The organism is Thermosporothrix sp. COM3 (genome assembly GCF_059696735.1).
Map to the genome: position 1 here is coordinate 3663179 of NZ_AP019376.1, position 13708 is coordinate 3676886.

8 protein-coding genes are annotated in these 13708 nt (G+C 55.2%); 5 read left to right on the forward strand and 3 right to left on the reverse strand.

Annotated features, from left to right (window positions below):
- The first annotated feature begins 60 nt into the window (after positions 1-60).
- The 4 genes from corA to KTH_RS15550 all read left to right on the forward strand — a co-directional run bounded on the left by corA (position 61) and on the right by KTH_RS15550 (position 4857).
- Complete coding sequence (gene corA / locus KTH_RS15535) at positions 61-1041, forward strand: magnesium/cobalt transporter CorA (protein ID WP_497619824.1); 981 nt, start codon at positions 61-63, stop codon at positions 1039-1041.
- Between the two features lie 38 nt (positions 1042-1079).
- Positions 1080-1889 carry an enoyl-CoA hydratase/isomerase family protein gene (locus KTH_RS15540; RefSeq protein ID WP_497619826.1) on the forward strand — a complete coding sequence of 270 codons (810 nt, stop codon included), beginning with the start codon at positions 1080-1082 and terminating at the stop codon, positions 1887-1889.
- Between the two features lie 3 nt (positions 1890-1892).
- Positions 1893-3872, forward strand: a complete 1980-nt coding sequence (locus tag KTH_RS15545) for an acetyl/propionyl/methylcrotonyl-CoA carboxylase subunit alpha (RefSeq protein WP_111317543.1) — start codon at positions 1893-1895, stop codon at positions 3870-3872.
- A 73-nt stretch (positions 3873-3945) separates the two neighbouring features.
- Positions 3946-4857, forward strand: coding sequence for an NAD(P)-dependent oxidoreductase (locus tag KTH_RS15550; protein ID WP_111317545.1), 912 nt, complete (start codon positions 3946-3948; stop codon positions 4855-4857).
- An 88-nt stretch (positions 4858-4945) separates the two neighbouring features.
- Here KTH_RS15550 and KTH_RS15555 read toward each other — a convergent pair whose 3' ends face one another.
- The 3 genes from KTH_RS15555 to KTH_RS15565 form a co-directional block, all read right to left on the reverse strand.
- On the reverse strand, positions 4946-5902 hold the full coding sequence (locus tag KTH_RS15555; protein ID WP_111317547.1) for a site-2 protease family protein: 957 nt from the start codon (positions 5900-5902) through the stop codon (positions 4946-4948).
- A gap of 59 nt (positions 5903-5961) precedes the next feature.
- Complete coding sequence (locus KTH_RS15560; RefSeq protein ID WP_111317549.1) at positions 5962-7302, reverse strand: Nramp family divalent metal transporter; 1341 nt, start codon at positions 7300-7302, stop codon at positions 5962-5964.
- Between the two features lie 141 nt (positions 7303-7443).
- Positions 7444-8685 carry a competence/damage-inducible protein A gene (locus KTH_RS15565; protein WP_170142249.1) on the reverse strand — a complete coding sequence of 414 codons (1242 nt, stop codon included), beginning with the start codon at positions 8683-8685 and terminating at the stop codon, positions 7444-7446.
- 319 nt (positions 8686-9004) lie between these two features.
- Between KTH_RS15565 and KTH_RS15570 the strand changes: the two genes are divergently transcribed.
- Complete coding sequence (locus tag KTH_RS15570; protein ID WP_170142250.1) at positions 9005-13678, forward strand: ribonucleotide reductase barrel domain-containing protein; 4674 nt, start codon at positions 9005-9007, stop codon at positions 13676-13678.
- The last annotated feature ends 30 nt before the right edge of the window (positions 13679-13708 follow it).

Below are 13708 nucleotides of genomic sequence, written 5' to 3' on the forward strand. Positions count from 1 at the left end.
TACGGGAAGGCAGCCCGGCCTGTCTTCCCTCCACACTACGCCCGGTAAAAGGGAAAGTAGATGATTAAAGCGCTCTATTGTGATCGGAAAAGTTCTACGTTTCATGAGCTCCATTCGGTACATGCCGTGAAAGCAAAGTTGCAGGACCCGAATGTCCTGCTCTGGATCGACCTGTGTGACCCGAACGAGGAGGAAATAAAACATCTGGCGACCAGCTTTCGACTGCATCCCCTGGCCGTCGAAGACGCTCTGCAAGAGCATCAGCGCCCGAAAATCGAAGAGTACCAGGATTTCTACTTTATGGTCTTCTATGCCGTTGAACGAGGCTCAAAGCAGAATGCGATTGTTTTTCATGAAATCGATATGTTTTTAAACTCGCACTACCTGATTACGGTGCATAAGCTGCCTATTGCCGCGTTTGAGGAGGTTGAGCAGCGCTGGACTCGTAACACCAAACTGCTCGACGCCGGGATTGGCATCCTGCTCTATTCCTTTCTTGATACCGTTGTTGATAGCTATTTTCCGATTATCGATACACTCGTTGACGAGGCAGAGCAGATTGAGGACAACCTGTTTGAGCGCGAACGCCCGAACCGTCACCTTACGATTCGGCTGCTCTCGCTCCGCAAGGAGTTTCTTGAGCTTCGGCGGATTGTCACGCCACAGCGCGATGTCCTGAACACACTGACCAACCGCGACAACCCGCTGCACGAGAATCCTCAGGTTGATGTCTACTTTCGCGATATCTACGACCATATCACGCGGCTTGCCGAGACGATTGACATCTATCGCGATCAGCTCAATAGTGTGATGGATACCAACCTGACCATTGCCTCCAATGAGCTCAATAAGGTGATGCGCACCATGACCGCCGCCTCGATTATTCTGATGGTCGACTCATTGATCGCGGGCATTTATGGCATGAACTTTGATTACATGCCGGAGCTTCACTTTAAATGGGCCTACTTCGTGGTGCTTGGCTTTATGGGCATCCTGACCGCTATTCTGATCGCCATATTCCGTACAATTCACTGGCTTTGAGCAGAACAAGAGAGAGAAGGAAGGAGAAAAGACAACGTATGGCAACCTACCGGCATATTACAGTGACGTATACGCATCAGGGCAGGGTGGCCGTTGTCACATTACAGCGCCCCGAAGTGCGCAACGCCTTCAACGCCGAAATGATGCAGGAGCTGATAGACGCCTTCCAGATGCTGCATCAGTCGTCACAACTGCACGCCGTCGTGCTGACCGGGGCCGGGCCAATCTTCTGCGCCGGAGCTGATATCCGGATGATGCAGGAATCGGTTCACTACAGCGAGGAACAGAACCGCGAAGATGCGCTCCGGCTCTCCGACTTGATGCGCGTCATCAATACCTGTCCCTGCCCGGTCGTGGGACGCGTGAGCGGGGCTGCGATGGGTGGCGGCGTCGGTCTGGTGGCAGTCTGTGATATCGTCATTGCCGCAGCCGATACGCGCTTCGCTCTGAGTGAGGTCAAGCTTGGTATCGCCCCCGCCGCGATCTCACCCTATGTCCTGCGCAAAATTGGCGAAACGCACGCCCGCGCCCTCTTCGTCACCGGGGAACGCTTCACCGCCGAACGCGCTCGTCAGATCGGGCTGGTGCACGTCGTTGTGCCAGCAGAGCAGCTTGATACCGCGCTGGAAAGCACGCTCAAAGAGCTCCTGAGCAGCGCCCCACAGGCTATGCGTGTCTGTAAGACGCTGGCAACAACGGTCGGGCAGATGCCCTCAGAGGAGGCCCGGGAATATACAGCCGCGACGATTGCCCGCCTGCGCACCAGCCCGGAAGGTCAGGAAGGGCTAACAGCATTTCTTGAGAAACGTACACCAAAGTGGACCATGCACGAAGAAGAGAAGATGTAAGTCATGTTCAACACCATTCTGATTGCGAATAGAGGCGAAATCGCGGTTCGGATCATGGCGACCTGCCGCGAAATGGGTATCCGCACCGTCGCGGTCTACTCAGAAGCGGATCGCCAGGCGCGCCATGTTCGCGAGGCCGACGAGGCGTACTGCATCGGAGCAGCGCCAGCCACGCAAAGCTATTTACGGATTGACGCGATTCTTGAGGCCGCCCGGGCCGCTGGCGCTGAGGCTATTCATCCCGGGTACGGCTTCCTCTCCGAAAACGCCGAGTTTGCCGAAGCGTGCGAGCGGGCAGGCATCGTCTTTATCGGCCCTCCCGCCGAGGCGATGCGCCTGATGGGCTCGAAAATCGCGGCAAAAGAGCTTGCACAGCGTGTCGGCGCACCAACCGTGCCCGGCTATAACGGAGCGGAACAGGACGACCAGACACTGCAACGCGAGGCCGAACGCATTGGTTTTCCTCTGCTTATCAAGGCCTCGGCAGGCGGCGGCGGCAAGGGGATGCGCATCGTTGAGAGCGCCGAGGAGTTTCTACCCCGGCTTGCCGGAGCCCGGCGTGAGGCGCTTGCGGCCTTCGGTGATGGTACTGTCTTTCTGGAAAAGCTGCTTGTGCGCCCACGTCATATCGAGATACAGGTGCTTGGCGATCGACACGGCAACCTGATCCATCTGGGTGAACGTGAATGCTCGATTCAGCGTCGCCATCAGAAGATTGTCGAGGAAAGCCCTTCCGTTGCCCTGACCCCGGAACTTCGCGCCGAGATGGGAGCGGCAGCGGTGCGCATTGCGAAGGCGGCGGGCTATATCAATGCAGGCACGCTTGAATTTATGCTGGATGAAGAGCAGCGCTTCTACTTCCTCGAAATGAATACGCGCCTTCAGGTCGAACACCCGGTCACCGAACTCGTCACGGGGCTTGATCTGGTGCGGCATCAGATTTTGATCGCTGCCGGTGAGCCGCTTGCCATCACACAGGAACAGATTGAGCCACGCGGCCACGCTATCGAGGTACGCCTGTACGCCGAAGATCCGGCGCAGAACTTCCTGCCCTCAACCGGCACGCTGGCCCTGTTCGCCGAACCGACAGGCCCGGGCATCCGGGTTGACAGCGGCGTCTCTAGCGGCGATGACATCAGCCAGTATTATGATCCTATGATTGCCAAACTCATCGCCTACGGGGAAAATCGTGCCGCAGCGCTTGCACGCCTGCGCACGGCTCTGGAGCGCTGCGCCGTCCTGGGTGTCACCACCAACCTGCCGCTTCTCTCTACCATTAGCAAGAACCAGGCTTTCCAGCAGGGACAGACCCACACCGGCTTTCTGGATGAACAGGGACTCCTTGAGCCCGCGCCACAGGCAGCGCTTCCCTTCCCGGTCCTTGCTGCGGCGGCGCTCTCCGAGATCGAGCAGCCCATCACAAAAGGCAACCCCTGGCAGACACAGGGCCCGTGGCGTCTACGAGATGAGTGGCGCGAGCTGAGCTACCAGCACGAAGAGCAGGACTATCGGGTGTCGCTGCGCCCGGCACTCCAACAGCCAAATGTGTGGGACATCGCCGTCAATGGAGATGAGCCGCGCTCTATCACTGCGCTCGCTGGATATGATACTCTAGTAGTGATACGCAGTGGCGCACAGCAAGAACGCCTGTATGTTGATTGCCAGCGAGACGCTATCAGCGTGGCCTACAGAGGGCAGGTCTACACGCTCCAGCGCCGTCAGCCCCCTGACATCGAGCACGCGCTACATGGCAGCAGCTCCGCGCATACGCAAAAGGCGCTCAAGGCTCCAATGGCAGGCACGATTATCAAGGTACAGATCGAGGAAGGCGCAACCGTCAAGGCAAATCAGGTGCTTGTCATCCTGACCGCGATGAAGATGGAGCATTCGATTATCGCCCCCTACGAGGGACGCGTGCAACGCATTCACTGCAAAGAAGGTTCCGTCGTCACGGGCGGCTCCATTCTGGTTGAGATGGAATAAGCCACAGCGAGCATGCAGATCAGGAAGCGCTCTGCATGCTCACCTACTCTATTTTCAGGAGAGATCGCTTACCATGCAGATAGGTTTTATCGGTATCGGCGTCATGGGACGGCCCATGACCCTCAATTTGCTCAAGGCCGGGCACCAGGTCACGATTTATGCGCGTCATCCCGAAAAGCCCGAAGTGCAGGAAGTACTTCAGGCAGGCGCGAAGCAAGCTCCCTCACCTCGTGCCGTCGCGATGGCTTCAGAGGTCATGATTACGATGCTGCCCAATTCGCAGCAGGTCGAAGAGGTCGTCAGTGGGTCACAGGGCTTGCTCGAAGGCGCTCGCAAGGATACTATCATCATCGACATGAGTACCATTGCCCCGACAACCAGTCGCAACCTCTACGCGCTCGCGCAGGAGAAAGGCGTACACTTTCTGGATGCACCGGTCAGCGGCGGCTCACAGGGAGCCGTTCAGGGCACCCTCTCAATTATGGTCGGCGGAGAACGCGAGATCTTTGAACGCGCTCTGCCCGTCTTTGAGGCAATGGGCAAAAAAGAGAATATCTTCTACGTTGGGCCAAGTGGCTCGGGCGAGGTCGTGAAGATCCTGAACAATATGCTCTGTGGCACGATTGCCGCCGCTTCCGCCGAGGCGCTGGTGCTTGGCACAAAGGCCGGGGTAGACCTCGACATGATGACCCGCATTATCGGTGTCAGCACGGGCGCAAACTGGCAGCTTGCCAATCAGTTCCCCATGCGAGCCTTCAACGGCAGCTTCGAGCCCGGCTTTATGACCGACCTGTTACATAAAGATCTCGGTCTGGCGCTCGATCTGGCCGCCACCTATGAGACTCCCGTTGCGATGACAGCACTTGCACGCCAGCTCTACGAGATGACCCGCGCCTCTGGCTATGGCAAAAAAGACTACACCTCCTACCTGAAAGTGCTTGAGCAGATGACCGGGGTCGAGGTTCGCAACAAAGAGCAACAATAACATCCCGTTCTAGAAAGCAAAGGCATGGACCTCACATGAGAATCCATGCCTTTCGATATATTCAACTGATCGCCTCTAGAGAGCGATATCAATAAGGCAAAATCATAGCGTGTGCCATTGACATGCCCAGGTAGAGGACCGCAGCCAGCCCGAAGTATAGCACGCTGATAAGAATGCGTGAGCTCAAAGGCACCGCATAATATGACTCGCGATACGCCTGCTCTTCGGGCGTCTGTGCCTTGCCACCTCGTGCAAAGAACTGCCCGGCTGCCATCAAGACGATCACCAGCAGCCAGAATGACGGGTTCCCATGAAACCACTGCCAGATCTGGACCGCCAGCAGGCCAACAAAGCCCAGTACCCAGATCCGCTTATCAATCGCGGCCACCACACGTCCCCCATCCAGCGGCACCACAGGCAGCAGATTGAACAGATTCAGGAAGAAGCCGAAGTATGCAAGCGCCGCCCACAGAGAGCCCGACTCGGGTTGCCACTGCGCGATCAACAGACACACTCCCGCCGAAATCGCGCCCGCGACCGGTCCGGCAATACCTACCTCCGCCTCGTCCTTCGCATTGCGCGGCATCTCTTTCATGATCACCGCCGCGCCAAGCATCGGTACAAAGATCATCGGGCCAATCGGAATCCCCTTGATCTTCATAGCGACAGCATGTCCCATCTCATGGATAAAGAGCAGCGCCACCAACCCCGCGGCAAATTGCCAGCCATAGGCAATCGAATAGATCGCGATGGAGGCCACCGCAGAGAGCCCGGCCCACCCGAATTTCAAGAGGAAAGCCAGTCCCTTAAACTTCAGCAGCCAGGCCCCCACAGAGAGTATGGCAGCTCCCAGGCCAAGAATTCCCCCCCTTTTCTGGCCTCCTTCCGCCGCTGGTTGCTGCTCTTTCACGGGCTCGGCGGTATAGCCCTCCATACATTGCGGACCACGATACTCCTGCATCTCCTGCGGAGGATACGACGACTCCTGATAATAGTCAGGGCGCGTGTAATCCGGCTGCTGCTCCGGAGTATTCTGATAATACACAATGATCCTCTTTTCTACCGCCATATGTCACAGGAAACATCGGCCCTGTGGCTCTGGTCTTAGCCAAGATGAAACAGCGGTGCAAGCAAGGGCCAGATGCTATTGACCCACATCAGTACAACGATCATAAGCGTGATTAAGATAACAGTCGCCCAACAGATAATATTAAAGACGATACCATTCACACGCCGCCCCATCAACCGACGATTATTCACCAACAGGATAATAAAGACCAGCAGAATCGGCAACATCGCCGCATTCACGCTCTGCAAGAACAGCAGCACCTGAATCAATGGTAGTCCCGGGATCAGCGTCACAATCACGCCAAGAATAATGAGACCGGTAAAGATACTCTGGAAGACCGGCGCTTCCTTAAAACTTCGCGAGACACCGCGCTCAAAGCCAAACGCCTCACAGATAGCGTACGAAGTGGAAAGCGGCAAGACCGCCGCCGCCAGCAGCGAGGCACCGAAAAGACCCACACCAAACAGGATGGTAGCATAGGGGCCTGCGAAATCCTTCAGGGCCAGAGCCGCATCAAGCGCCGTCTCAACCGGGGTGTTCGGGTACAGGGTAGCCCCCGTGGTCACAACCACAAAGCAGGCGATCAGAACCGCAAACGCGGTACCACTATACACGTCAACCTGTTCATAAAAATATTCACCGGCATGAATGCCCTTATCGGCGACCGACGCCTGTACAAAGAACTGCATATATGGGCTGATCGTCGTACCGACTAGCGCTACCGCCGCCAGTAGATACGCGGAATTCCCGCTCAACGTGGGCAACACCAGTTCGCGTCCGACCGCACTCCAATCGGGATGCGCCGCAAACGCAGCCGGGATATAGGCCAGAAACCCCAGAGACATCACCAGAAAGATCTTCTCAACCCGGCGATACGACCCCTTGATTACCAGCCACCAGAGCGCGATTGCTGCTACCGGCACTACAACATAGACCCAGGGCGTATGTGGGTCATTAAAAAGCACCTGCACACTCATCGCGATACCCATAAACTCGGATATCGTCACACCTGTATTCGCGATCAGAAGCGCCAGCATGGCAAGCGCCGCCCATCGCACGCCAAACTGTTCACGGATCAGGTCAGCCAGTCCCTTTCCGGTCACAGCCCCCATACGAGCACACATTTCCTGCACAATCGCCAGACAGATTCCCGCAAGGACCAGCGCCCAGAGCAGCGCATAGCCGAAGCTAGCTCCCGATGTCGAGAACGTCGCAATACCACCGGCGTCATTTCCGGCATTTGCCGCAATCAAGCCGGGGCCAAGTACAGTCAGTAGCTTATAGAGAGGAGAAGAACGAAAACGTGACCGCGCATGCTTCTTTCGTTCAGCGCGGTCGCTTTTCGTCTGCTTATCCTTTTGCCGCCATATCTTCATAGGCCGTTCATCAGGGCAAAGCGTCCTAAACGCTCCTCCCCATCCCCCTTGCTTCGTGATCTTTGCATCTGATCTTATCATCCCCACTCGGGCGGTACAAGAGCAGACCCGGTTAATTCTCTCCATGCTCTTCGGAGGGAATTATTGTACTGTCACCACTCCTTCCAATGTTCGACGCAGCAGATCAAGCGCCGAAAGGGCCGCCAGCCTCTTACTGTCTTTGCGTCCGGTTCGCCAACCGGGGCCCATACTGGTCGCGACACCCTCCGGTCCCTCTACGGCAATATAGACCGTTCCAACCGGATTATCATCAACAGGATCAGGGCCAGCCACACCTGTGATTCCGATACCAAACGAGGTCCCAAGCTGAACCCGCACTGCATGCGCCATCGCCCGTGCTGTCTCCTCGCTCACCACCCCGTACTTCTCGATAACGGCCCGAGGCACCCCCATCTGTACCTTGAGATCGGTGCTATAGGTCACAAGACCGCCAATAAAGTGACGCGAGCTGGTAGGAACATCTGTAATCATGCTGGAAAGCAGCCCACCAGTCAATGACTCCATCACACCGAGCGTCTGTTGTCGCGCCTGCAACAACCCTCCGACAACACTTGCCAGCGTATCATTATCAATGCCAAAGACATGCGAGCCGAGCACCTGCCGCGCCTGTAGCTCCATCTCTGAGACCAGCTTTTCCGCTGCTTCAGCAGTAGTAGCCTTCGCACTGATGCGCACATCAACGGCATCTTCTTTTGCATAGGTTGCGACCGTTGGATTGGTGCTGGTCGTCAGCTTGCCGAGCGCCTCTTCTACATTGGATTCGCCCATACCATAGACACGCAAAATCCGCGTGAAGAGAGTCGCCCCCAGATGCGGCTTCAGACGTGGTAGGGCCTCCTCTTCCCACATACGATACATCTCGCGGGGAACCCCCGGCATCGCGATCAGGATACGCCCATCCTTCTGGACAAACCAGCCAGGAGCCGTGCCGACAGGGTTTGGTAGCGCCTGCGCAGACGGAATGAGCGTCGCCTGCTTCACGTTCCGCTCAGGCATGGGCCGATTAGAGCCGTGAAAATGAGCTCGCAGCGTCCGCTCAAGCTCGTGGTCAACCTGCATGGTTTCGCCGAGCAGCGTACTGATCGCCTCACGTGTCAGGTCATCCTCGGTCGGTCCCAGGCCACCGGTCATCACAATCAGATCGGAGCGCTCCCAGGCTCGTTTCAGCGTCTCAACCATGCGTTTGAGGTTATCACCCACCTGCGAGACAAAAAACAGATCAATACCCACGGTCGCCAGACTCCGGGCAAGATATGTTGCATTGGTATCAGTGATATGTCCTAATAAGAGTTCAGTTCCACAAGAAATGATTTCCGCCCGCATAACAGCCCTCCAGAAAGAATAGAATCGAGCGAGAGAGAGAACATCAAATAGGGCCTGAAGCCCCATTCCACCGCCTCGCGCTTTTATCATACCATATACCTGTGCTGTAGCGCTTACAACACAATATATTGTGCTGACATGTTAAAATATTACTATATCTTGTGAAAAGGGCTTGTTTTTGGCAGGCGCGAAGAGTATACTGAGGGGCGTTGCACCGAAAACATCCGACCTGAGTTCGTAACGATACATTCTGACGACACCTGTTTGCAAGCTTAGCAGATCAAAGGTCGTCAGGTCTGGTAAAAGGAGCTTTCATTTTATGGTACATCAGCAGGAGCGCCCGATCCAGCAGTCACCTCAGACGAAACTTGAAGGCATTCGGCAGAAAGTCTTCATGGACCGCTATGCCCTGAAAGGCTCATCTGGCGAGCCCATTGAGCAGGCCCCTGAAGAGATGTGGGCCCGTGTTGCCCGTGGCATTGCAGCCGTTGAACAGACGGAAGAAAAACGCCAGGAGTGGGAGCAGAAATTCTATGACGTCCTCAAAGATTTCCAGTTCGTTCCCGGCGGACGCATTCTGGCAGGCGCTGGCACAGGGCACGAGGTAACAGCATATAACTGCATGCCTCCCGATCAAGAAATTTTGACCGCAGAAGGCTATAAACCCATCGCACAGGTAGCCATAGGTGATCTGGTTGTCACCCATCGCAACCGATTACGCTCCGTTCTCCATAAATTTGAGCGCGAAGCAGCAGAGCCGCTCTATATCATTCGTCCCGCAAAGATCGGCTATGATGATCTACGCGTCACAGGAGAACACAAAGTTTACGCCATCCGCTCTGAATGGGTTCACAAGCACAAATCGAGAGACGGATTGCACCTGCAACATGAACCGGCCTGGATTCCGGCCAAAGAGCTAAAACCCGGCGATTTTCTTGCTGCTGCCTACAACAGTGAAGAACAAAGCCCCGAGCCTCTTTACATCCATGAGTATGCTACAGGCTATAGCGTAGAGGATGGAAAGCTCTTCAAAGCAACGACGCACGGCCATCATGGAGATATATCAGATGGGGATACCCGTTACAAGCTCAACGATCGGCTGGAACTCGATGAGGACTTATGCTACCTCTTTGGCCGCTGGCTTGGGAATGGCAGCATCACGCATCACACAGGAACAGATATTCCATCCGGCATTCAGTTTGTCTTTGGTCTTGATGAACAAAAAGAAGCGGAAGAGATCGCACGTATTATTGTTGCTAAATTTGGTATTGAAGGCTCAATAAAGCTCAGCACTACTGAACGCTGGTATGACCTCCGGGTCAGCTCAATGCCACTGGGAGAGTTCTTCAAGGCTCTTTTCGGAGGTTATAGCTATAAGAAGCATATCCCATCCTGGCTGATGCAGATGCCCGCCCATCTCACCACAAAACTGCTTCACGGGCTCTTTAGTGCCGATGGCTCCATTTCTTCACGAAACAGAAGCGGCCTCGGCCTCGCGAATCGTGTACTTACAGCACAAGTTCATCAATTGCTCCTGAGACTGGGTTATCTGTTTTCAATTCGCGAGAACACGCAGCGCTCAGGGCGTGTACCAACCTATCGGCTGCATGCCACAGTCAATGAGTGTGCTCCTCTCTTTCAAGCATTTTTCGGGCAACAAGCGCCATCATCCGATATCGATCTTACATTCTCCATTGACTATGATGGTCTCAAATGGGTAAGGATCAATGAAATCGCAATTGAGGAATACGAAGGAACAGTCATAGACATCGAGGTCGAAGAAGACCATTCGTTCGTCTCAGCGGGTGTCGTTGTCTCAAACTGTTTCGTGATCCCTCAGCCGGAGGATAGCCGCCAGGGCATTCTTGATAACCTCAAGCTCATGACCGAGATCATGGCTCGCGGCGGTGGTGTGGGCATTAACCTTTCCAGCTTGCGCCCGCGTGGTTCCTATATCAAGACCGTGAACGGGACCGCCTCTGGACCGTGTTCATGGGCCCAACTCTACTCTGTTGCCACAGGAGATGTCATTCAGCAAGGCGGAAGCAGGCGCGGGGCGTTAATGCTCATGCTGGATGACAACCACCCGGATATTGAAGAGTTCATTACCGTCAAAAAAACCCCGGGACTGATCGAGCATGCCAACCTCTCAGTTGCTGTCTCCGATGCGTTTATGCAGGCCGTGCGCGATGACGCTGATTGGCATCTGGTCTGGCAGGGCGAGGTCAAGAAGACGGTCAAGGCCCGCTATCTGTGGGACCTGATCTGCACCTCGGCCTGGGAATCTGCTGAGCCCGGCGTGGTCTTCATGGACCGCTACAACAAAGAATCGAATACATGGTACTTCGAGAACATCCGCTGCGTTAATCCATGCGTGACAGGGGATACGCTGATCTATACAGACAAAGGTCTCATCAGCGCGAAAGAACTGGCAGAGCAAGGCCTTCCAGTTACAGTGGTATCGCCAAATGTGACCATCGAAGAACTGGCACTGGCAGGACGCCCCCATACAGAGGCCCGCGTCACCCACAAACCTGGTAGAACGCTGCGGCAAGCCAGCCATGTCTTTGAGACCGGAGTGAAACCCGTTTATCGTTTGCAGACAAAAGAAGGCTATTCTTTGCGCCTTACCCGCGATCATAAGGTACTTACTTCTACCGGATGGAAGGAAGCTGGTCAACTGACCCCTCAAGATAGCATTGTTCTTCTGCATAGTGAAGGAGCCTTCGGACATAGTGGCAATGAAGATCTCGGGCTTGTCCTTGGCTGGCTGATTGGAGATGGCTATATCAACACGAAGCGGCAGGGTAGTGCAGTGCTTTCCTTCTTTGGCCCGGAGCGAGCAATAGCACCTCGTTTCGCAGAAGCTGTCAATCGCCTTGTCACTGATCGCCAGAACGTTCGTGAATACCCTGTTAGTGTCATTGATATCACATCCCATAACGAGGTTCGCATTGAATCCGCCCGCCTGCTACGCCTGATTGACCCTGAACTACTACATGAGAAGCTTCAGGTTCCCTCTTCGGTCCTGAAAGGGAAACGAGAGATGCAAAAGGGCTTCCTCTCAGCTCTCTTTACAGCAGATGGCTCGGTGCAGGGATCAATTGCCAAAGGATTGAGCGTTCGCCTGACTTCTTGCAGCGAACAGTTGTTACAGGGTGTCCAACGCGTCCTGCTGAACTTTGGCATCTACTCACGCATCTATAAGAATCAGCGTACGACCCGAGCACGCATGTTGCCAGATGGGAAAGGGAACCAGGTAGCTTATAACTGTCAGGCATACCACGAACTGGTAATTAGCAAGGGCAGCCTGCGAACTTTCGCCGATCACATCGGCTTCCTTACCGACGAGAAGCAGCAGCAACTGGAGCAAACACTTGCCAGTTACACCAGCGGCCCATATCAGGAAGCGTTTCTCGCCACATTTGAAAGCCTGATCCCTGATGGCGAAGAAATTGTCTACGATCTGACCGAACCCGAAATGCATCTTTTTACAGCAAATGGTATTATATGCCATAATTGTGGTGAACAAGGCCTGCCGCCTTTCGGCGTTTGTAATCTTGGAGCGCTGAACCTCTCAACGTTCGTCGAAAATGGCAAGATGAACTACGAGCGCCTGGCTGAAACAGCAAAGGTGGCGATCCGCTTCCTGGATAACGTCATTGATTCGACCCACTACTTCTTAGAGGAGAACCGAAAAGCGCAGCAGGAAGGAACACGCCGCACCGGTCTCGGCACGATGGGTCTGGCTGATGCGCTGATTAAAATGAAGATCGCCTACGGCAGCGAAGAATCTCTGCCCGTCATCGAGAAGATCTATCAGACCATCCGCGACGCCTCCTATGAGGCCTCAACCGAGATTGCGGAGGAAAAAGGTCCCTTTGGCAAGTTCGACCGCGAGAAGTATATGCAGGGTCGCTTTATCAAGCGGCTGCCAAAAGCCATTCAGGAGCGCATCAAGCAGCACGGTATTCGCAACGGTGTACTACTGACTCAGGCACCTACCGGCACCACAAGCCTGCTTGCAGGCGTCAGTTCCGGCATTGAACCGGTCTACGACTTCGCCATGATCCGACGTGACCGCACCGGAGAACATATTCTCTACCATCCGCTCCTGCAAGAGTGGCGTGATAAACACCCGAATAAGCCAACTCCGGGCTACTTTGTCTCGTCGAAAGACCTCTCGCCGGAAGAACATGTGCGGGTTCAGGCAATCATTCAGAAGTACACCGATTCCAGCATCAGCAAGACGGTCAACGCGCCCAATGATCATACCATCGATCAGGTGCGCAAGCTCTACCAGCTCGCCTACGATATGGGCTGTAAAGGTGTCACCTACTATCGTGATGGCTCACGTGATGCCGTGCTGACCCGCCTCGAAGACGAGAAAAAGACAGCCATCAAAGAGGTCGAGGAAGTTATTGCCTCTACCCCGATGATCGAGCCTGTGACCTCGATTCAGCAGGGCATCAAACAGCGCCCCGAGGTCATCAACGGCTATACACGACAGGTTCGCGCACCGGAAGGCAAGGTCAACATCACAATCAATAGCGACGACCAGGGACCATTCGAGGTCTTTGTAAACGTCGGCAAGGCAGGAAGCGATATCGCGGCCCTCTCGGAGGCGCTCGGTCGCCTGATCTCGCTGACACTGCAAATCCTCAGCCCGCTCTCACAGGTTGACCGTGCCAAAGCAATCGCAGAGCAGCTTCGCGGTATCGGAGGCAGTCGCACCGTCGGTTTCGGTCCGCAGCAGGTTCGCTCACTACCCGACGCCGTTGCCCGGGCGCTCGAAACCCATATCGAAGAGCTCAGCCGCCAGAACGGTGAGCATTCGGCGGAAGAGCCGCAACCCGAGATCGAGACACCGCAATCCTCCTCGTTCGAGATCACCAATCTCACCGGGAACATCTGCCCGCAGTGTGGCAGTAACGCGATGGTCTATGAAGAAGGCTGCCGCAAGTGCTATAGCTGCGGTCACAGCGAGTGTTAGCCATTTTTTCCGCAATCTCCTGAGAGTGCT